20 protein-coding genes and 1 pseudogene are annotated in these 18,818 nt (G+C 70.7%); 10 read left to right on the forward strand and 11 right to left on the reverse strand.

Annotated features, from left to right (window positions below):
* Positions 1-78: 78 nt before the first annotated feature.
* Positions 79-735, forward strand: a complete 657-nt coding sequence (locus AMYNI_RS0113825) for a helix-turn-helix domain-containing protein (RefSeq protein ID WP_020668612.1) — start codon at positions 79-81, stop codon at positions 733-735.
* Positions 736-801: 66 nt separating this feature from the next.
* On the opposite strand, the gene AMYNI_RS0113830 is transcribed toward AMYNI_RS0113825, so the two are convergent.
* The 6 genes from AMYNI_RS0113830 to AMYNI_RS0113855 form a co-directional block, all read right to left on the reverse strand.
* Positions 802-1,551, reverse strand: a complete 750-nt coding sequence (locus tag AMYNI_RS0113830) for a phosphoglyceromutase (RefSeq protein ID WP_020668613.1) — start codon at positions 1,549-1,551, stop codon at positions 802-804.
* A 464-nt stretch (positions 1,552-2,015) separates the two neighbouring features.
* The gene (locus AMYNI_RS0113835; RefSeq protein WP_040405735.1) at positions 2,016-2,942 is read right to left on the reverse strand and encodes a DUF4349 domain-containing protein; all 927 of its coding nucleotides are present in this window, start codon (positions 2,940-2,942) and stop codon (positions 2,016-2,018) included.
* Between the two features lie 67 nt (positions 2,943-3,009).
* Positions 3,010-3,525: a type III secretion system chaperone family protein gene (locus tag AMYNI_RS0113840; RefSeq protein WP_026360430.1), complete on the reverse strand. Its 516-nt coding sequence runs from the start codon at positions 3,523-3,525 to the stop codon at positions 3,010-3,012.
* 8 nt (positions 3,526-3,533) lie between these two features.
* Positions 3,534-4,841: a D-inositol-3-phosphate glycosyltransferase gene (gene mshA / locus AMYNI_RS0113845; protein ID WP_211225606.1), complete on the reverse strand. Its 1,308-nt coding sequence runs from the start codon at positions 4,839-4,841 to the stop codon at positions 3,534-3,536.
* 21 nt (positions 4,842-4,862) lie between these two features.
* Positions 4,863-5,699, reverse strand: a complete 837-nt coding sequence (locus AMYNI_RS0113850; RefSeq protein WP_026360431.1) for an alpha/beta fold hydrolase — start codon at positions 5,697-5,699, stop codon at positions 4,863-4,865.
* 85 nt (positions 5,700-5,784) lie between these two features.
* Positions 5,785-6,948 carry a L,D-transpeptidase gene (locus tag AMYNI_RS0113855; RefSeq protein WP_020668618.1) on the reverse strand — a complete coding sequence of 388 codons (1,164 nt, stop codon included), beginning with the start codon at positions 6,946-6,948 and terminating at the stop codon, positions 5,785-5,787.
* A gap of 99 nt (positions 6,949-7,047) precedes the next feature.
* Here AMYNI_RS0113855 and AMYNI_RS0113860 point away from each other — a divergent pair, with 99 nt between their 5' ends.
* Positions 7,048-7,779, forward strand: coding sequence for an SDR family oxidoreductase (locus tag AMYNI_RS0113860; protein ID WP_026360432.1), 732 nt, complete (start codon positions 7,048-7,050; stop codon positions 7,777-7,779).
* Between the two features lie 26 nt (positions 7,780-7,805).
* Here the strand turns inward: AMYNI_RS0113860 and AMYNI_RS0113865 are convergent, their stop codons facing one another.
* The gene (locus AMYNI_RS0113865) at positions 7,806-8,870 is read right to left on the reverse strand and encodes a UDP-N-acetylmuramate dehydrogenase (RefSeq protein ID WP_026360433.1); all 1,065 of its coding nucleotides are present in this window, start codon (positions 8,868-8,870) and stop codon (positions 7,806-7,808) included.
* 25 nt (positions 8,871-8,895) lie between these two features.
* Here AMYNI_RS0113865 and AMYNI_RS0113870 point away from each other — a divergent pair, with 25 nt between their 5' ends.
* From AMYNI_RS0113870 to AMYNI_RS0113895, 6 genes and pseudogenes are all read left to right on the forward strand, one after another.
* The gene (locus tag AMYNI_RS0113870) at positions 8,896-9,396 is read left to right on the forward strand and encodes a DUF2505 domain-containing protein (protein ID WP_020668621.1); all 501 of its coding nucleotides are present in this window, start codon (positions 8,896-8,898) and stop codon (positions 9,394-9,396) included.
* Positions 9,375-10,196, forward strand: coding sequence for a hypothetical protein (locus AMYNI_RS0113875; protein ID WP_020668622.1), 822 nt, complete (start codon positions 9,375-9,377; stop codon positions 10,194-10,196). Before AMYNI_RS0113870 ends, AMYNI_RS0113875 begins: the two co-directional genes overlap by 22 nt.
* 67 nt (positions 10,197-10,263) lie before the next feature.
* On the forward strand, positions 10,264-11,079 hold the full coding sequence (locus AMYNI_RS0113880) for a DedA family protein (protein WP_020668623.1): 816 nt from the start codon (positions 10,264-10,266) through the stop codon (positions 11,077-11,079).
* Positions 10,961-11,593 (forward strand): annotated as a pseudogene (locus AMYNI_RS0113885) (maleylpyruvate isomerase family mycothiol-dependent enzyme); the annotation flags it as partial. The gene AMYNI_RS0113880 and the pseudogene AMYNI_RS0113885, both read left to right, overlap by 119 nt.
* A gap of 25 nt (positions 11,594-11,618) precedes the next feature.
* Positions 11,619-12,488 carry a formyltetrahydrofolate deformylase gene (gene purU, locus AMYNI_RS0113890; protein ID WP_020668625.1) on the forward strand — a complete coding sequence of 290 codons (870 nt, stop codon included), beginning with the start codon at positions 11,619-11,621 and terminating at the stop codon, positions 12,486-12,488.
* A gap of 43 nt (positions 12,489-12,531) precedes the next feature.
* Positions 12,532-13,161: a pyridoxamine 5'-phosphate oxidase family protein gene (locus AMYNI_RS0113895; RefSeq protein ID WP_040405737.1), complete on the forward strand. Its 630-nt coding sequence runs from the start codon at positions 12,532-12,534 to the stop codon at positions 13,159-13,161.
* A 68-nt stretch (positions 13,162-13,229) separates the two neighbouring features.
* Here AMYNI_RS0113895 and AMYNI_RS0113900 read toward each other — a convergent pair whose 3' ends face one another.
* The 3 genes from AMYNI_RS0113900 to AMYNI_RS0113910 all read right to left on the reverse strand — a co-directional run bounded on the left by AMYNI_RS0113900 (position 13,230) and on the right by AMYNI_RS0113910 (position 15,782).
* Positions 13,230-14,252 (reverse strand): NADP-dependent oxidoreductase, encoded by a 1,023-nt coding sequence (locus AMYNI_RS0113900; protein WP_020668627.1) that lies wholly within the window; start codon positions 14,250-14,252, stop codon positions 13,230-13,232.
* A gap of 105 nt (positions 14,253-14,357) precedes the next feature.
* Positions 14,358-14,792 carry an SRPBCC family protein gene (locus AMYNI_RS0113905; RefSeq protein WP_020668628.1) on the reverse strand — a complete coding sequence of 145 codons (435 nt, stop codon included), beginning with the start codon at positions 14,790-14,792 and terminating at the stop codon, positions 14,358-14,360.
* 78 nt (positions 14,793-14,870) lie between these two features.
* Complete coding sequence (locus AMYNI_RS0113910) at positions 14,871-15,782, reverse strand: glycine betaine ABC transporter substrate-binding protein (protein ID WP_020668629.1); 912 nt, start codon at positions 15,780-15,782, stop codon at positions 14,871-14,873.
* A 144-nt stretch (positions 15,783-15,926) separates the two neighbouring features.
* Here AMYNI_RS0113910 and AMYNI_RS0113915 point away from each other — a divergent pair, with 144 nt between their 5' ends.
* Together AMYNI_RS0113915 and AMYNI_RS0113920 are read left to right on the forward strand one after the other, a co-directional pair.
* Positions 15,927-16,595: an ABC transporter permease gene (locus tag AMYNI_RS0113915; RefSeq protein ID WP_051116500.1), complete on the forward strand. Its 669-nt coding sequence runs from the start codon at positions 15,927-15,929 to the stop codon at positions 16,593-16,595.
* The gene (locus AMYNI_RS0113920; protein WP_026360435.1) at positions 16,595-17,323 is read left to right on the forward strand and encodes an ABC transporter permease; all 729 of its coding nucleotides are present in this window, start codon (positions 16,595-16,597) and stop codon (positions 17,321-17,323) included. The genes AMYNI_RS0113915 and AMYNI_RS0113920 overlap by 1 nt, the downstream gene beginning before the upstream one ends.
* Here AMYNI_RS0113920 and AMYNI_RS0113925 read toward each other — a convergent pair.
* A complete protein-coding gene (locus AMYNI_RS0113925; protein ID WP_040406844.1) occupies positions 17,320-18,792 on the reverse strand; it encodes an aromatic amino acid lyase in 1,473 nt (490 codons plus the stop codon). The genes AMYNI_RS0113920 and AMYNI_RS0113925 overlap by 4 nt on opposite strands.
* Positions 18,793-18,818: the final 26 nt, after the last annotated feature.

Raw genomic sequence — 18,818 nt, forward strand, 5'->3', positions numbered from 1 at the left:
GCCGATCCGACACGCCCGGATTTGGCAACTTGCTGCCAGCCGTTGCCGCCGGTCGCGCGCCAGGACGAGACTGGGGGCATGAAGCTGACCGGTGAAGTCGTGCTGGTCCATGGCGAACAGGAGCTGTTCGAGCGGGCGGCGCACCTGATGGCCACCGCGGAGGAGATGACCTGCGCGGCGCACGACCTGTTCACCTGGGCACCGGCCAGGCCGCGGCAGGAGATCGGCAAGGCCGTCGCCAGGCACGGGCACGCGGGCAAGCGGATCCGCAAGCTGTTCCGGCCCGGCGTGCTGTTCGACCCGTCCTCCGCGCAGCACCTTCGGGAGGTTTCCAGGCTCGGCGCGCAGGTCCGGATCACCCCGGCCGAGATCAACGAGACGATCCTGATCGACCGGCGGGTGGCGATACTGGCCGGCGACCTGAAGCACGGGGTGCGCGGCTACAGCGTGATCGACCGGCCCGAGGTCGTGCAGGGAGTCGCGTCGCTGTTCGAGGCGGCCTGGCTGGCGGCCACCGACCTCGCCGTCTACGACGCGCGGCACGCGGAGCTGTGCGTGCTGGCCCCGCGGATCCTGGAGCTGCTGGCGTCCGGCTGCAAGGACGAGACCGCGGCCAGGACCCTCGAGCTCGGCCTGCGCACCTACCGGCGCCGGGTGGCCGAGCTGATGGCCGCCCTCGGCGCCACGTCCCGCTTCCAGGCCGGCGCCCGCGCCCGCGACCTCGGCATCATCTAGCCGCAGCGGCAAATAGCCGACTTCTTGCCCTTTCACGGGAGGGCGAAAAGTCGGCTATTTGCCGGTTCAGCGGCCCTGGTTGGCGACGGCCGCGGCGGCGACCTTGGCGGCTTCCGGGTCGAGGTAGCTGCCGCCGGGGTTGACCGGCTTCAGGTCGGCGTCCAGGTCGTAGCGCAGCGGGATGCCGGTCGGGATGTCCAGTCCGGCGATCTTGTCGTCGGAGATCCCGTCCAGGTGCTTGACCAGCGCGCGCAGCGAGTTGCCGTGCGCGGCGACCAGCACGGTCCGGCCCGCCCGCAGGTCCGGCACGATCTCGGCCTCCCAGTACGGCAGCAGCCTGGCCACCACGTCCTTCAGGCATTCGGTGCGCGGCGCGGTGGGCCCGAGCAGGGCGTAGCGCGGGTCCGCGTCCTGGCTGAACTCGTCGCCGGCCTCAATCGGCGGCGGCGGGGTGTCGTACGAGCGGCGCCACAGCATGAACTGCTCGTCGCCGAACTCCTCGCGCACCTGCTTCTTGTTCTTGCCCTGCAACGCGCCGTAGTGCCGCTCGTTGAGCCGCCAGTCGCGGCGGACGTCGATCCAGTGCCGGTCGGCGGCGTCCAGCGCGAGGTTGGCGGTGGAGATCGCCCGCCGCAGCAGCGAGGTGTGCACCACGTCCGGCAGCAGCTTGGCCTCCGCCAGCAGCTCACCGCCGCGGCGCGCCTCCGCCTCGCCCTGCTCGGAGAGCGGCACGTCGACCCAGCCGGTGAACAGGTTCTCCGCGTTCCAGGTGCTCTGTCCGTGCCGGAGCAGCACCAAGGTCCCAAGTTCGGCCATGCCCGCAAGCCTGCCAGAATGCCCGTCCGCTCCGGCATCGGCCTCCGTGGCGGGCCAGGGTGAACGGCGGCTGAACAGCACTTCTACGCACAGTGTGACAAATGTAATTTAGTGAACAACTCTCGCCCGCAAAGGGCCATTAATTCGACCGTGCAACAACACGTGACGATGCACTCCGTTAACGGTACAGATGAAGTTCACTCGAATGGAGTAGTGAGTAGTCTTGTGATTACAGGGTGCCTTCTGACAAGTTGACTACGTCCCGCTCGGCTGGATTCCACGCACTCCCCAGCCGATCGCGGGCTACGACCGCAGCTCGTCTCCCCCCTGCCGGGCTGCGGCCCCGCCGGCCCCGTTGGCATCCCCCTCGCCACCGGGTCCATCGCGGCGGGAGCGTCAGCGGGGCGGCTCGAGTTCGCGACTCCCCCTCCCTCGAGCCGTCCCGCCCGCCCCGGCTACTCCGGCTACTCCACAGCGGGCAGCGCGGCCTCCTGCGCCCGTACCCGCGTCCGGCGGCGGCGCACCCACCAGACTGCGGCCACCACCGGCGTGCCGAGGATCAGCAGGAACGGCGCCATCGCACCGAGCACGGTGAGCACCCCGCTGCCGAAGTCCAGGAAAGCGCGCCAGCCGTCGCCGAACCCGCCGCCGAACCCGTCGTCCTCCGGTGCACCCCCGGACGCGCCGGCGGTCTGCACGGTCAGCGCCACCTTCGAGGTCGCCACGCTGCCGGCCAGCTTGTCCTGCCTGGCCTGCAGGCTCTCCAGCGCGGCCTCCCGGCTGGTCAGCTCCCGTTCGATGGAGGTGATCTCGCTGACCGTGGCGGCCCGGTCCAGCAGCGCGCGCACCCGCTCCACGCTCTTGCGCTGGGTGCCCAGCCGCGCCTGCACATCCACCACCTGCTCGGTGACGTCCTGCACGTCCTGCTCCCGGCTGGTCACGGTGCCCAGCCGGGACAGCTCGGCCAGCGTGCCGTCCAGCCGGTCGCTGGGCACGGTCAAGTTCAGCGTGGCGGACTCGCCCCTGGTCCGTTCCGAGCCGAGATAGCCGCCGGCAGCCGCGGTGATCTCCCTGGCCCGGTCGGCCACCACCGCCACGTCCGGAGCGGTCAGCCCGAGCCTGGCGTTGCGCGCGAGCTGCCGCCCAGGCGCGTCCAGGTCGCCGAGCGGGACGTCCTGGGTGGACCCCGCGCTCTCGTCCGCCTTTTCCTGTCCCGGGTCGGTTTTCTGCGCACTCGGCGGTTCCGCCGGGGCGATCTCGGCCGAGCCCGCGTTGCCGGTCTCGCCGGCGACGCTCGCGGTGCTGTTGTCTGAGCCTCCCGAGCCCCCTGAGCAACCTGCCAGCAGCACACCGCAGACCAGTGCCAGCCCGGCCACCGTTTTCGCTCTCATCTGACGTCTCCCATCCAGTTGTGCGGAGGAGACGGAGAACGGGGTCAGCCCGGTTGCACGCGCCCGGTCACGAATCCGCCAGCCGGCCAGGCTCGTGCCCGCCTGCTGGTTCGGTCAGGTGCTTGAACGCCTGCAGGTTGGCCAGCGACTCGCCGCGCGAGACCCGCCAGTCCCATTCGCGCTTGATCGAAGTCGCGAAACCGAGTTCCAGCAGGATGTTGAAGTCGCCGTCCGCGGCTTCCAGCACCTGGCCGAGCACCTTGTCCAGCTCGGCTTCGGAGATGCCTTCCAGGCCGAGCTTGCCGACCAGGTAGATGTCCCCCATGGCGTCCACTGTGTAGTGCACGCCGTAGAGCTTCGCGTTGCGGCGCAACAGGAATCGGTAAACGTCCTGATGCGACTCGTCCGGGCGGCGGCAGACGAAGGCTTCCACCGAGAAGGCGTGCTCACCGGCCACCAACCAGCAGTTCGTCTGCAGCTTCTTGGTGCCGGGCAGCGTGACGAAATACCGCCCCGCGCCCTTGCGCTCGTACTTCAGCCCCGCCTTGTCCAAAGTAGACTGAACTACCGAATCGACACTCATCCGCCGGGTTACACCGCCACTTCCGGTTGCAGAGCGAGCCGGAACGAACTCGCGGCTTCAGCATAGGTGTCCAGCAACGCGTCCGTCGTGCGCTGCCACGAGAACCGCCGCGCGTGCGTGGCCGCATTGCCGGCCAGCTCGGCCCGCCGGTGCGGGCGCAGCGCGACCGAGCCCAGCGCGGCGGTCCAGTCCCGCGGCTCGTGCGAGGGCACCAGCAGCCCGGAGACCCCGTGCGCGACGGCCACCGGCAGCCCGCCGACCTCGGCGGCAACCACCGGCGTGCCGCAGGCCTGCGCCTCCAGCGCGACCAAGCCGAAGGACTCGTTGTAACTGGGCACCGCCACCACGTCGGCGGCCCGGAACACGTTCACCAGCGCGGCACCCGGCTGCGGCGGCAGGAACCTGGTCTGCGGCTCGATGCCGAGCGAGACCGCCAGCTCCCGCAGCGCCTGCGGCTGCTCCAGCCCGGTACCGGACGGCCCGCCGACGATCAGCACCACCAGCCGGCTCGCCAGTTCCGGGGAGTCGCGCAGCAGCCCCGCCGCCGCATGCAGCAGCACGTCCGGGGCTTTCAGCGGCTGGATCCGGCCGGCAAAGGCGAGCACCACGGCGTCCTGCGGCAGGCCGAGCGCGGTCCTGGCGGCTACCTGCGAGCCGGGGGTGAAGCGGTCCAGGTCCACCCCCGGGGACACGGTGTGCACCGCACGCGGGTCGGCGTCGTACAGCCCGACCAGCTGCCTCGCCTCCACGGCGGTGTTCGCGATCAGCCGGTCCGCCTCGCTGACCACCTGCTCCTCGCCGATCACCCGCGTCCTCGGTTCCGGGGTGTCCCCCTCGGCGAGCGCGGCGTTCTTCACCTTGGCCAGCGTGTGCGCGGTGTGCACCAGCGGCACCCCCCACCGGTCCCGCGCCAGCCAGCCGACCTGGCCGGAAAGCCAGTAGTGCGAATGGATCAGGTCGTAGTAACCCGGCTCGTGGAACGCCTCGGCCCGCAGCACCCCGGAGGTGAACGCACACAGCTGCGCGGGCAGCTCATCCCGGCCGAGCGGCTCGAACGGCCCGGCCGGCACATGGCGGACCAGCACCCCCGGCGCCAGCTCGGCCACCGGCGGCTGGTCCGAGGAGGTCGCCCTGGTGAACACCTCGACCTGCACCCCGCGCCTTGCCATCTCGACCGCGGTCTGCGAGATGTAGACGTTCATCCCGCCGGCGTCGCCGGTACCCGGCTGCTCCAGGGGTGACGTGTGCACCGAGAGCACCGCGACCCGGCGCGGACGCTGCGATTGGGCACGGCGAGACGCACGTAAGGGCGAAATGGTCACCTTGGTTACTCCTGACTACCGCGACAAGTCCTCGGCGAACTGCCGCAGCACCGAGTTGAACTCGGCGGCCTGCTCGATGAACGGCAGATGGCCCACACCTGAGAGCCAACGCGTTCGGGCACCCGGAATCTTCCCGGCGGCGTACTCGCCGGCGCTGATGTCGACCACCTGGTCCGCCGTGCCGTGCAGCACGAGGGCCGGCACGTCCACCGCGGCGAGCACGTCCGCGCTGGCCAGGTCGCGGCGGAACAGCGCGGACCGCACCGCCGGCGGTACCGACAGGCTGGCGCCGAGCAGCTGCTGGGCCAGCGCGCCCGGCACCGGCTCGGCGGCCATGCCGACGCTGAGCTCGGTCAGCGCGGTCGCCGCCCGCCGCAGGTCATCGGACAGCGCGTCCGGCAGCGCGGCCTTCATCGCCGGGCCGGTCCGCGCGCCGGGACGGTTGCGGCCGAGCTCGGTGATCGCGCCGGCCAGCACGATCCCGGCCAGCCCGGCGGTGCCGTAGGTACGCAGGTAGTCGGTGATCACCAGTCCGCCGTAGGACCAGCCGACCACGATCGCCGGGGTGCCGGCGAACTCCAGCACGGAGAACAGGTCACCGGCCCAAGCGCGGGAGCTGTCGTACCCCTCTGCGGGCACCTCCGAGGTACCGTGCCCGCGCAGGTCCATCGCGGCGAGCAGGTGCGCCCCGGCCAGTCCAGGGTCGGCCAGCTGGTAGGACCAGGCCAGCGAGGACTGCGCCCAGCCGTGCACGAACACGATGGGGGGTGCGGCGGCCGTGGCCGGTCGCTCGGAACCGGCCACCCGCAACCCGATCCGCACACCACCGGAACCGATCACTTCGGTCAGCAACACACACTCCCTACCCACGACCTCGTGAGTGAAAAACGTTGCTGGAGCAACACTTTTCACTCACGACCGTTGACCTGCGGAAACGTCAGATCGCCGACTTGGACTGCCAGGTCTTCCAGTCCAGCAGCCAGTCCAGCACATCCGAGGTGGTCGGCATGCTCGCCTTGGAGCCGGTGATCACCACCGGGTCGCCGATCAGCGCGGAGTCGAAGTACGCCTTGGCGTCCTTCTCGTACAGGTTCACGCAGCCGTGCGAGGTGTTGGCCTTGCCGATGTTGCCGTGGTTCTCCTCGTTCTCGTGGATGAACTCACCGTGGTTGGAGATCCGGCAGGCCCACTTCTTCTTGACGTTGGTGTAGCCGTACTGAGGGTTGGAGAAGTCGCCGACCGGCTCCCTGGTCATCACGATCAGGGTGCCGTTCGGGGTGTTCAGGTTCGGGTCGGCGTCCTTGCCGTTGCTGCACGGGTAGGAGGCGTGCTCCTCGTCGTCGCGGTAGACCTTCATCACGTGGTCCGGGGTGTTGATCTTCACCACCTGGTTGCGGCCGATCTTGAACTTGGTGGTGACGTCGGCCTTCACGTAGTTGCCGCCGCCGAGGTCGATCCCGTAGAGCTTGGCGCTCACGTCGACCTCGGTGTTCGCCGGCCAGAACTCCTTGGGCCGCCAGTCCGCCTGCCGGTCGGACAGCCAGGCCCATGCCCCCTCGACGTCCTTGGAAGTCTTGACCTCCAGCGCCTTCTGCGCCTCCGCGCGGTTCTTCACCGGCGCGGTGAACTTCACACTGATCGGCATGGCGACCCCGACCTCGGCGTCGTCCGCCGGGTTCAGCGTGGCGCGGACCTCCTTGGCCGGCTTGACCGTGTTGAAGGCGCCGGTCAGCTCGGCCGTCTTGTTGTCGCTGCCGGCCGCCTTCACCGCGTAGGTGTAGCTCTTGCCGTAGCCGAGCGGCTCCGAGCTGGTCCAGGCGGTCTTCTCGGCGTTGAGCTCGCCGGGCACCGCCTCCCCGCCGGGGTTGGTCAGCTTGACCTCGACCAGGGTGCCTTCGGTCACCTTCACCGTGACCGGCTTGTTCACCGGGGCGTCCTTGGCGTCGACCGCGGGTTCGGCGGTGATCTTGGCCTTCGGCGGCTCCGGGGCCGTGTTCCCGGCCTGCCCGCTGCCACCGGTCTGGCCGCTTGAGCAAGCGGCCACCAGCACCGACGCGCCGGCCGCCAGTCCGGCCGTGAACACCGTGCGTCGTTCGATCACCGTCAACCTCCGTGTCTCATCGCCCGTCCTCACCGGATCTATCCGCGACGAACCCGCTCCGACGTTACCCGCCACGTGGGTAATGGCAGCATTCTCCTCATGAGCAAGCGAACCGCAGTGATCACCGGCGCCAGCGCCGGCATCGGCGAAGCGACCGCGCGGGCCCTCGCCGAAGCCGGCTTCGAAGTGGTGCTCGGTGCCCGGCGCCTCGACCGACTGCAGAAGCTGGCGGACGAGTTGTCCGGCACCGCACACGTACTGGACGTGACAGACCCGGAGTCGGTTGCCGCGTTCGCCGGGTCAATCCCGGAGTGCCACGTCCTGGTCAACAACGCCGGCGGCGCCCGCGGCCTGGAGCGGGTGGAGGCCGCGGACGAGGAGAACTGGCGCTGGATGTGGGAAGTGAACGTGCTGGGCACGCTGCGGGTGACCAAGGCGCTGCTGCCGAAACTGGTCGCCTCCGGGGACGGCCATGTGCTCACCGTCACGTCCATCGCGGGCTACGGGGTCTACGACGGCGGGGCCGGTTACACCTCGGCGAAGCACGCGCAGTCCGCGCTGCACCGGACGCTGCGCTCGGAGTACCTCGGCGAACCGGTGCGGGTCACCGAGATCGTGCCGGGCATGGTGGAGACCGAGTTCTCGTTGCACCGCTTCGAGGGCGACGAGGAGCGGGCGGCCGGGGTGTACCGCGGGCTCCAGCCGCTCACCCCGGGTGACGTGGCCGAGGTGATCGCCTTCGCGGCGACCAGGCCGTCGCACGTGAACCTGGACCAGATCGTGCTCAAGCCCCGCGCCCAGTACGACGGCACCCGCGCGCACCGCTCCTGACCGGCAAATAGCCGGCTTTTTGCCCGTCAGAGGGAGCAGTTGATGAGCAGGGGTTCGGGGTGCAGGGTGACCCCGAAGGTGGCGCGGACGCCGTCGCGGACCTCCCCCGCGAGGGCGAGCAGGTCCGCGGTGGACGCGCCGCCGCGGTTGGTCAGCGCCAGGGTGTGCTTGGTGGACAAGGAAACCCGCCCGCCCGGCCCTGAACGCCCCTTGCCGAACCCGGCGCGCTCGATCAGCCAGGCCGCGGACAGCTTGACCGCGGCCGGCGCCGGGTAGCTCGGCACCGGCACGTCCGCGCCGACCACGGCGGCGATCCGGTCCAGCACCGCGGGCGCCTCGGTCTCGGGCAGCACCGGGTTGGTGAAGAAGGAACCCGCGCTCCAGGTGTCGTGGTCCAGCGGGTCGAGCACCATGCCCTTGCCGCGGCGCAGGCCGAGCACGGCCGCGCGGGCGTCGGCCGGCGGCACCGTCGCGCCCACCTCGACGCCCAACGTGCGGGCCAGCTCGGCATACCGGATCGGGCTGGACGGCGAGCCAGGCCGCAGCTCGAACCGCACGCTGAGCACCACCCCGGTGTCGGTGCCCTTGAGCACACTGGTGCGGTAGTCGAAGCCCAGCTCGTCCGCGCGCACCGTGCGCACCCGGCCGGCCGCGCGGTCGTACAGCTCGACCGAGCGCACCGTCTCGCTGATCTCGCTGCCGTAGGCACCGACGTTCTGGATCGGGGTCGCACCGACCGAACCGGGAATACCGGACAGGCACTCCAGCCCGCCGACGCCACCGGCCGACATGGCCGCCACGAACTCGTCCCAGTTCTGCCCGGCGGCCACCTCGAAGAAGCCGCCGTCCTCGGCGGTCCAGCCGCCGGTGGCGATCTGCACCACCGTGCCGTCGAAACCTTCGTCGCCGACCACCAGGTTCGAACCGCCGCCGAGCAGCAGCAGCGGCTCGCCGGCCTGGTCCGCGGCACGCACCGCGGCCACCAGCTCGTCGGTGGTCTTGGCCACCACGAACCGGCGCACCGGCCCGCCGAGCCGCAGCGTGGTGTAACTCGCCATGGTCACCAGTGGAGGAGTTTCGGCAGCACTCACGAGGGGGAACGGTACTGTCCCGGGCATGGCATCCCGTATCGAGCACCGTGCGGAGTTCTCCCACGGCATCGCCGCGGTGTTCGCGGCCCAGTCCGGAGAGGCCGCGCTCCGGGCCAGGCTCGAGCTGCTCGGCGGCAAGCACGCCGGGCTGCCCGAACACACCCTGACCTCCAGCGGCGCGCACTACAAACTGGTCCAGGGCATCGGCGCCGAGCAGCTCCCGCAGGCCGTGCGCACCCTGCACAAGGGCGACCTGATCGTGCACCGCGAGCAGACCTGGACCGCGTCGGGCGGGGGCTACACCGGCACTGCCAAGGCCACCGTCGCCGGGGTGCCCGGTGAGATCAACGCCCGCACCGAGCTGACCGAGCGCGACGGCCAGACCGTGCTGCGCACCAGCGGCGAGGTGAAGGTCCGGATCCCGCTGGTCGGCGGCAAGCTGGAGAGCGTGATCGCCGAACAGGTGACCAAACTGCTGGAGCACGAGGCCGAATTCACCGCGAAGTGGCTGGCCGACGGGAACTGAACCGGGCCAGGCCGCAGGTCGTGGTCGGTGCGCCGACCAGAGGAACCACCAACCCCAACCGGCTGCGCCGGGTCGACCGCTGGCTGGCCGGTGACCCCGGGGTGCAGGCCGTGCTGCGGCGGGCGGCCGACCCGCTGGTGGTGGACCTCGGCTACGGCGCGTCCCCGGTGACCACGGTGGAGCTCAGCCGACGGCTGCGCGCGGCCCAGCCGCGGGTGCGGGTGCTCGGCCTGGAGCTCGACCCGGAGCGGGTGACCACCGCCGCGGGTGCCGCCGACCCGCCGTGGCTGGAGTTCGCCCGCGGCGGCTTCGAGCTGGCCGGCACCCGGCCCGCGCTGGTGCGCGCGTTCAACGTGCTGCGCCAGTACGAGGAGCACGAAGTGCCGGGCGCGTGGTCGACCATGCTGGACCGGATCGCGCCGGGCGGGCTGCTCGTCGAGGGCACCTGCGACGAGATCGGCCGGCTCTGCTCGTGGATCACCGTCGGCCACGACGGGCCGCGCACGCTGACCGTGTCCTGTCGGCTGATCGGTCTGGACCGTCCGTCCACAGTGGCCGAACGACTGCCGAAAGCACTGATCCACCACAACGTTCCCGGCGAGCCCATCCACGAGCTTTTGTCTACTTTGGACTCACGCTGGGCCGCCGCGGCGGCCCAGCGCAGCTTCGGCGCACGGGCCCGCTGGCTGACCGCGATCGGCCTGCTCGCCGCCCGCGGCTGGCCCGTCCTCGGCGGCCCGCGCCGCTGGCGGCTCGGCGAGCTGACCGTCCCCTACGCCTCCGTCGCCCCACGCTCGTGACGCGCTATTCACGCGGTACACCGCACTGTGTCACCTGACCGCGACCTCGGGTGATCACCATGGCCGCATGGTGGCGTTCGAGCTGCTGGACGGCCTTACCGGACTACTACAGGCCCAGCTGGGCTCGCCCTGGCTGTGGCTGCTCGTCTTCGGCATCGCCGGGCTGGACGCGGTGCTGCCGCTGATGCCCAGCGAGACCACCGTGGTCACGGTGGCCGTGCTGATCGGGGCGGACTGGCCGCGGCTCGGCCTGCTGGTAGCGGTGGCCGGCACCGGCGCACTGGCCGGGGACTGCCTCAGCCACTGGATCGGCAGGGCGGCCGGGCCGTGGATGCTGACCAGGCTGCGCAGCGAACGCGACCTGCGGCGGTACGCCTGGGCCCAGGCCAGGGTGGCCGAGCACGCGGCACTGCTCATCGTGGGCGCCCGCTACCTGCCCGGCGGGCGGGTAGCCAGCGGCCTGGCCACCGGCAGCCTGCGCTTCCCGTGGCGGCGGTTCCTCCTGCTGGACGCGGCCGGCTCGGCGATCTGGGCGGTGTACAGCGCACTGATCGGATACGCGGGCGGAGCGGCCTTCGCGGACGAGCCGGTGAAGGGCCTGCTGCTGGCTTTCGCACTCGGATTGTTCCTAGTGGCCGTACTGGAGACGGCCCGGCGGTTACGCTCTCGGCGTGGATCACGCGACCTACCTGGAAAGCATTCAGCACCACAGCGACGGACTGCGCACCGCGGCGGTCGCGGCCGGGCCGGACGCTCCGGTGCCGACGTGTCCGGATTGGACGGTCAGCAGACTGGTCGGGCACCTTGCCAGGGTGCAGTCCTGGGTCTGCGCCGCCGTCGCCGACCCGACCGGGCTGAACGCCGACCCCGGCCGTCCGCCTAAGGACTGGGACGAGCGGCTGGCGTGGTGGGACGAGCAGCGGGCGGCGATGTGCGCGGCGCTGGCCGAGCCGGCGGCCCCGGCCTGGCTGCCGTTCGGAAGCTACCCGAAAACGGTCGGCTCCTGGGCACGGCGGCAGGCCCATGAGGCGGCCATCCACCGGATCGACGCCGAGCACGCCCGCAACGGCAACACCGTGCTGTTCGAGCCCGGATTCGCCGCGGACGGGGTGGACGAGCTGCTCTGCCGGCTGCTGCCGAGCCGCGCGGACGTCTCCGGGCCGGCCGTGTCCGGCACGGTGCTGGTGCACGCCACCGACACCGGGCACCGCTGGCTGGCGTCGATCAGGCCAGGCGCCGCCCCGGAGACAAGGCCCGTCGAGAACGGAACCGCCGGTACCCCGGACGCCACCGTCATCGGTACCGCGGACGCGCTCTACCGCGCGGTGTGGGGCAGGCCGAGCCACGCGACCAGCACCGGCGACCCACGGCTGCTGGAGCCGCTCGCGGCGCCCTGACCGGCCAGGGGCAGGATGGGCGACCGTGCCTGATCGTCGTTACGTCATCACCTTCGGCTGCCCGGACCGCACCGGAATCGTGGCCACCATCGCCGGTTTCCTCGCCGACGCCGGCGGCTGGATCGTGGAGGCCGCCTACCACACCGACCCGGACACCGGCTGGTTCTTCACCCGCCAGGAGGTCCGGGCCGATTCGCTGCCCTTCGACGTGGCCGGGCTGCGCACCCGGTTCGCCGAGGTGGCCCGCTCGCTGAGCGCGGAGTCCAGCTGGCAGGTGGAGGACACCGGTGTGCGGCGGCGGGTGGTGCTGCTGGTCTCCAAGGAGGGCCACTGCCTCTACGACCTGCTCGGCCGGGTCGCCGCCGGTGAGCTCGACGTGGACCTGCGCGCGGTGATCGGCAACCACGAGCCGCTCGGCGACATCACCAGGGCGCACGGCATCCCGTTCCACCACCTGCCGTTCCCGGCCGGGGATCCTGCGGGCAAGGCGGCCGCGTTCGCCGAGCTGCGCGCGCTGGTGGACGCGCACGATCCGCACGCCGTGGTGCTGGCCAGGTTCATGCAGGTGCTACCCGCCGAGCTGTGCGCGGCATGGGCCGGGCGGGCGCTGAACATCCATCACAGCTTCCTGCCGTCGTTCATCGGCGCCCGGCCGTACCACCAGGCGCACGCGCGCGGGGTCAAGCTGGTCGGCGCGACCTGCCACTACGTGACCGCGGACCTGGACGCCGGGCCGATCATCGAGCAGGACGTGATCCGGGTGGACCACGGCGACTCGGTGCCGGACATGGTGCGCAAGGGCCGCGACATCGAGAAGGTGACGCTGGCCCGCGGGCTGCGCTGGCACCTGGAGAACCGGGTGCTGGTACACGGCAACCGCACCGTCATCCTCTGACCCGCCCCTCGACGGCCCGCAAAATTAGGCATACCTTACTTGTATGGGGATCGAGGGAATGCAAGTCGTGCGGACCGAGGCGGAGCTGCGCGAAGTACGCAAGGAACCGCCGAAAGGCGCCTGGGACAAGGACATCGCTCGGATCGACGGGCACGCCCGCACCCTGATCGAGCACTCGCCGTTCCTGCTGCTGGCCACCTCCGGGCCGGACGGCAGCTGCGACGTGTCCCCGCGCGGGGAGCCGCCGGGCGGGGTGCTGATCCTGGACGAGAGCACGCTGGCCATTCCGGACCGGCCCGGCAACCGGCGGCTGGACAGCCTGCGCAACATCCTGCACAACCCGCAGGTCGGGCTGCTGTTCGTGGTGCCGGGGATGAACGAGACCCTGCGGGTGAACGGCACCGCCACGATCGTGCGCGACGCGCCGTTCTTCGACCGGATGGCGGTCAAGGGAAAACGGCCTCAGCTCGCGCTGGTGGTCCAGGTGACCGAGCTGTACCTGCACTGCGCCAAGGCATTCCTGCGGTCCGGACTGTGGCAGCCGGAAACCTGGCCGGATCGCGACGAGCTGCCGTCGGCCGGCCGGATCATCAAGGACCAGATGAACCTCAAGGTCCCGGCGAAGGTACTCGACGCCGGCCTGAACCTGGATTCCAAGCACAACCAGTACTGACGTCGTGAGTGAAAAGTGTTGCCCCGGCAACACTTTTCACTCACGACCGTCGACCAGGGAAAGTCTGGCTAATCGCCGACGCGGACGAGCATTTTGCCGGTGTTGGCGCCGTCGAGCAGGTCGAGGAACGCCTGTGGCGCGTTCCGGATGCCGTCGACCACGGTCTCCGAGTACTTCAGCTTGCCTTCGCGGACCAGCGGCGCGACCTCGGCCAGGAAGTCCTGCTGCCGGGCGAAGTGATCGGTGACCAGCAGCCCGCGCATGGTGAACCGCTTCGCGATGATCTGGGTCAGGTTGCGCGGCGCCGGGGCCGGCTCGGTCGCGTTGTACAGCGAGATCATCCCGCAGACCGCGATCCGGCCGTGCAGGTTGAGCGAATCGATGGCGGCTTCCAGGTGCTCGCCGCCGACGTTGTCGAAGTAGACGTCGATGCCGTCCGGCGCGGCGGCGCGCAGCTGCTCGGCAATCGGGCCGTCCTTGTAGTTGAAGGCCGCGTCGAAGCCGAGCTCCTCGGTGAGCCAGCGCACCTTCTCCGCGGAGCCGGCGCTGCCGATCACCCGCTTGGCGCCCTTGAGCTTGGCCAGCTGGCCCACTTCGGAGCCGACGGCGCCGGCCGCGCCGGAGACGAACACGGTGTCGCCCGGCTTGAACTCGGCCACGTCCAGCAGTCCGGCGTACGCGGTGAGCCCGGTCATGCCGAGCACCCCGAGGTAGGCGGTGATCGGCGCGGCGTCGGGGTCCACCTTCACCGCCTGCGCGGCGTCCACCACCGCGTGCGTGCGCCAACCGAGGCCGTGCAGCACCACATCACCCGGCTTCAGAGAGTCCACTGTGGACTCGACTACCTCGCCGATCGCGCCGCCGTGCATGACCTTGCCCACCTGGTACGGCTCGGCGTAGGACTTGGCGTCGCTCATCCGGCCGCGCATGTACGGGTCCACGCTGATCACCAGGTTGCGCACCAGCACCTGCCCGTCGGCCGGCACCGGCAGGTCGGTGTCCACAATGGAAAAATCGGCCGGCGTCGGCTTGCCGTGCGGCCTGGCCGCCAGCCGGACCTCGGTCGCCTTCGTCGCTGTTGGTGCGCTCACCGTTGAACTCCCGTCGAGTATCGAGGTTGTGGCACGAACGATCGTCGTGCCCTACGAGTACTGCAACAGGAGCAAGCGGGGCGATAGTTCCGGTTGTGTCGAGGGTTACGCCAGCTTCGCGAGGTTGGCCAGCACACCCTCGTAGATCCGGCGAAGCCCGGCCGGGGCGAAGGTCTTCTCGAAGAACCCGCCGATGCCACCCGCGCCGTCCCAGCTGCTCTCCACGCGCACGACGCTGCCTTCGCCGGACGGACGCACCGTCCAGGTGGTCACCATGCTCGAGTTGGCGTCGGTCTCCACCAGGGTGCCCGGCTGCGGCTCGGTGACGGTGGCCGCCACGTCGCGCACCCGCTTCGAGGTGGCCTGCAGCTTCCAGCCCGCCTTGGTGCCCTCGCCGGTGCCGCCTTCGTCGAGCCGGAAGTCGCGGAACTGCTCGGTGAGGATCTTCGGCCTTGCCTCGGCGTAGTCGGCGACCAGCTCGCGCACCTTCTCCACCGGCGCGTCGATGATGCGTTCCGCGGTGGCCGTGACCTTTGCCATCTGGCTCCCCGTTCTCTCGTGGTTACTCAGTGCGGCCCACGATTCCACCCTGGCCTCGGGGGCCGCACCGGGCCCCCGTCAGCCGAGGCCCTGCGCGGAAAGCCAGTCCTTCGCGACGTCCGCGGCCGCCTCGCCGTCCGAGTCGACCCGCTTGTTCAGCTCGCGCAGCTCCTCGGTGGTGAGCTTCTTGCTGACCGCGTTCAAGGTGCCGGAGAACTCGGCGCCGCGTTCGTCGAGCACCTTCTTGTTGACCGCGGGCACGATGTTCTCGGTCGGCACGATGCCGAGGTCGTCCTCCAGCGCGGTGAACTGCGGGTCGCCGACCAGCGGGTTGACCGAGTCGACGGTGATCGTGGTGACCCCGCCGGAGCGCAGCTGCTCCACCCTCGGGCCGTTCTCCTGGATGGCCTGGAAGGTGGCGTTGAGCTGGTAGACGTCCTTGAAGCCGAGGAAGCACGGAATCCGCTTCTCGCACTCCGGGCCGCCGCCGAGCACGACCTTGTCCAGCTTCTTCAGGTCGCTGATCTTCGCCAGCCCCTTCTCCTTCGCCAGGTCGGACTTGACGATGAAGGTGTTCTTGTTCTCCGCCGGCGCGTACTCCAGCAGCGAGATCCCGGACGGCGCGAGCAGTTCGGCGAGCTGGGCGTGCTCACCGGCGGCGTCCTTTGGCGCGGTGCCGCCGAACCCGGTGACGATCGCGGCGCCCTGGTACTCGGGGATGAGCTGCAGCTCACCGGACTTCAGCGACGGGTAGACGAGTTCGCGGGAGCCGAGGTTGAGCTTGCGCTGCACCGGGTAACCCTTCGCCTCCAAGGCGTGCGCGTAGACCTCGGCCAGTATCTGGCTGTCGGTGAAGTTGAACGAGCCGATCACGATCGGCGCGCCGCCCTTGCCCTGCGCGGCGGGCTGCTCGTCACCGCCGCAGGCGGCGAGGCCGAGCGTCACGGCCGCGATTGCCGCGGCCACGCGAAGGTTCCGGGTCCAGCGCATGTCGTCTCCCTACTCAATTGGAGAGTCGAACCCTAATCGCGGGCACCGACAGAATCCACGGACCGGAAGCAACGAACCGAAAACGTCTCACTTTCCGAAATCCGTCCTCGGCCGCCGTACACTCACGCGGTGCGGGAGTTCCTGATGGCCCAAGGCGGCAGGCCGATCTTCGAGTGGCGCTGGGTGGAACGCAACGCGGACAACATCATCGCCAGGCTCGGTGAGCACGTGTCACTCACCGCGGTCGCGCTCGGCGCCGGGCTGGTGCTGTCCATCGGGCTGTCCATGCTTTCGCTGCGCTGGCGGTGGTTCTACCCGATGGCCCTCGGCGCGGCCGGCGCGCTCTACGTGATCCCCAGCCTCGGCGCGTACGCCTTGCTGGTCCCGTTCTTCGGGCTGTCCTTCACCAGCGCGGTCATTCCACTTGCGACATACACGGTGCTGATCCTGGTGCGCAACATAGTCACCGGCATCCAGCAGGTGCCAGGCGAAGTGCGCGAAGCCGCGATCGGGATGGGGTTCACCAGGGGCAGGCTGCTGCTGCAGGTGGAGCTGCCGCTGGCGCTGCCGGTGGTGATCGCCGGGCTGCGGGTGGCCGCGGTGACCACCATCGGGCTGGTCACCGTGACCTCCATGCTGGGCATGGGCGGGCTGGGCTTCTTCATCCGGCAGGGCATCCAGACCAGCACCCCGAACCCGACCGCGATCATCGTCGGCATCGTGCTGTCCATCCTGCTCGCGGTGCTGGTCGACCTGCTGCTCTGGCTCAGCGAACGCGCGCTCGCCCCGTGGGCAAGGAAGGCGAGGTCCTGATGTCGATCATCGACCAGACCGGGGACTGGCTGGCCGAGCCGAACCGCTGGAGCTGGACCGACCCGGCCGGGATCCCCTACCGCACCATGGAACACCTTGGCTTTTCGGTGCTGGCGCTGGTGATCGCCGCGGTGCTCACCATTCCGCTCGCGCTGTGGCTGGCGCACTACCGGCGGGCCGCGTTCCTGGCCAGCAGCGCGGTGAACATCGGCAGGGCGATCCCGAGCTTCGGGCTGATCATCCTGTTCTGGTTCCTGGCCAGCCGGTGGGAGTTCAGCACCGCGTTCTGGCCGCTGCTGCTCGCGCTGGTCGCGCTCGCGCTGCCGCCGCTGTTCACCAACACCTACGCCGGGGTGACGTCGCTGGAGCAGGACACCGTGGACGCCGCGCGCGGCACCGGGCACACCGAGGCGCAGATCATGCTGCGGATCGAGCTTCCATTGGCGCTGCCGGTGCTGCTGGCCGGTGCGCGGGTCGCGTTCACCCAGCTGGTGGCCACCGTGGCGATCGGCGCGATCGTGAACGACGGCGGCGGACTCGGCCGCTACATCGTGGACGGTTTCGCCCAGGGCGCCACCGGCTACGGCGAGATCCTGGCCGGCGGGATCGCGGTGATCATCCTGGCGCTGCTCTGCGAAGGCGCCTTCACGCTCATCACCCGCTTCGCCGTACCTCGCGGCCTCACCGCCCAGGCCCACGTCCGCCGCGGCGAAACCCTCGGCCTCTAGCCCTTCCCCTCACGTCCCTGTCCGTGAAGGCCACCTTGCCTACCTTCAACGTAGGCAAGGTGGCCTTCACGGACTGCGGCGACGAGGCGGCGGAGGTCGGGAGCGAGGGGGCGGTCGGCGAGGACCGGAGGGACGAGCGAAGCCACCGAGCGATAAGCGGGGCGAAGAGCGGGAGCGCCGGGAAGGCCGCGCAGCGCGTGCGCCTGGGAGTAGCCGATGAGCTCGCAGGCGCTGATCGCCAGCAGGTGCTCCACGGCCGTGCGGAGCTGCTCACCGGCCGCGCCCGCAAACGCTTGCACATCCTCCTGACCTGCGGAAGTGTCGATCGAGCCCAGGGTCGCCGGAGCGGCAAGGCGGCGCAACGCGTGCAGCTCGCCGGCCGCGCGCTTGTGCAACGGCACCAGCCCGGCGTGTCCCGGCTCGGCGGCGAGCTGGGCCGGCAGCCCGCTGAACCGCTCGTCCAGCAGCCGGTGCAGGCGCTGCACGCCGATCTCGCCGAGGTGCACCAGCGCGGCGGTCACCGAGTCCATCCGCAGGCCGAGGGCGACCGCGTGGAAACCGGCGGTGGACACGAACTCGCCGTCGACGAACGCGGGCGAGTCGGTCGGTGCGGCCAGCATCGCGTCGGCGGCGGAAGCCAGCTCAGCGAGCACGCGCCTGGTGTGCGCAAGCGCTTGCGGGCCTACCCGTACCGAAACCGGCGCCTGCACCAGCTCGGCCCGCTCCGAACCGCCGTCAGTCAGCTCACGCACCTCGCCGAGCACGCCGGCCAGCACCTCGTCCGGACCGGCCAGCGCCGGCCGGTAGCCGCCCCTGGGCGCCCCCAGCACGTCGATCGCCATCGCGGCGCAGAGCAGCTGCAGATCCGCGGCCCGCAGCGCTTCCGCCCCGCGCAGCACGGCATGCGTGACGGCCATCGGCGAGCCCTGCAAGAGGGCCACGCCCTCCTTCGGCCCGGGCACATACGGCTCGACGCCCCGCTTCGCGAGCGCCTCGGCCGCCGGCGTCTCCACCCCGCCTTCGAGCACCACCCCCATCCCCAGCAAGGTCTGAAAAGCGTGCGACAGCGGGATGATCTCGCCGGCCGAACCGAGCCCACCGGCCGGCACCGCCGGGCAGAACCCGTCGTTCAGCCGGTCCACCAGATAAGCCACCACTTCCGCGCTGACGCCGGTCTCCGGCATCAGCAGGTCCCGCAGCCGGACCGCGAGCAGCGCGCGCACGTCCCGCTCCGGCAGCCACGGCGGCCCGCCCACCGCGCGCCCGGCGAGCAGCCGCGCCTGGTGCCCCGACTGCTGCTCCTCGGTCAGCCGGGTACCGGCCAGCCGCCCCATCCCGGTGTTCACCCCGTAGACCGGCCGTCGCGCGGTCAGCAGCGCTTCGAGGACCCGCTCCCGGTTCGCCGCCACCGACGCCAGCAGCTCCGGCGACACTTCGACCGGCGCGCCGTCCGCGACCGCGCGCACCATGGCCGCGTCGAGCCGGCCCGGCTCGG

The sequence above is a fragment of the Amycolatopsis nigrescens CSC17Ta-90 genome (genome assembly GCF_000384315.1).
GTDB classification, from domain to species: Bacteria; Actinomycetota; Actinomycetes; order Mycobacteriales; family Pseudonocardiaceae; genus Amycolatopsis; species Amycolatopsis nigrescens.

Excerpts from the sequence above, each read along its gene's own strand:
- AMYNI_RS0113825 (WP_020668612.1), top strand. The coding sequence starts at position 79 with ATGAAGCTGACCGGTGAAGTCGTGCTGGTCCATGGCGAACAGGAGCTG.
- AMYNI_RS0113830 (WP_020668613.1), bottom strand. The coding sequence starts at position 1,551 with ATGGCCGAACTTGGGACCTTGGTGCTGCTCCGGCACGGACAGAGCACC.
- AMYNI_RS0113835 (WP_040405735.1), bottom strand. The coding sequence starts at position 2,942 with ATGAGAGCGAAAACGGTGGCCGGGCTGGCACTGGTCTGCGGTGTGCTG.
- AMYNI_RS0113840 (WP_026360430.1), bottom strand. The coding sequence starts at position 3,525 with ATGAGTGTCGATTCGGTAGTTCAGTCTACTTTGGACAAGGCGGGGCTG.
- AMYNI_RS0113860 (WP_026360432.1), top strand. The coding sequence starts at position 7,048 with ATGAGCAAGCGAACCGCAGTGATCACCGGCGCCAGCGCCGGCATCGGC.
- AMYNI_RS0113870 (WP_020668621.1), top strand. The coding sequence starts at position 8,896 with ATGGCATCCCGTATCGAGCACCGTGCGGAGTTCTCCCACGGCATCGCC.
- AMYNI_RS0113880 (WP_020668623.1), top strand. The coding sequence starts at position 10,264 with ATGGTGGCGTTCGAGCTGCTGGACGGCCTTACCGGACTACTACAGGCC.
- AMYNI_RS0113895 (WP_040405737.1), top strand. The coding sequence starts at position 12,532 with ATGGGGATCGAGGGAATGCAAGTCGTGCGGACCGAGGCGGAGCTGCGC.
- AMYNI_RS0113905 (WP_020668628.1), bottom strand. The coding sequence starts at position 14,792 with ATGGCAAAGGTCACGGCCACCGCGGAACGCATCATCGACGCGCCGGTG.
- AMYNI_RS0113910 (WP_020668629.1), bottom strand. The coding sequence starts at position 15,782 with ATGCGCTGGACCCGGAACCTTCGCGTGGCCGCGGCAATCGCGGCCGTG.
- AMYNI_RS0113915 (WP_051116500.1), top strand. The coding sequence starts at position 15,927 with ATGGCCCAAGGCGGCAGGCCGATCTTCGAGTGGCGCTGGGTGGAACGC.
- AMYNI_RS0113920 (WP_026360435.1), top strand. The coding sequence starts at position 16,595 with ATGTCGATCATCGACCAGACCGGGGACTGGCTGGCCGAGCCGAACCGC.
- AMYNI_RS0113925 (WP_040406844.1), bottom strand. The coding sequence starts at position 18,792 with ATGGTGCGCGCGGTCGCGGACGGCGCGCCGGTCGAAGTGTCGCCGGAG.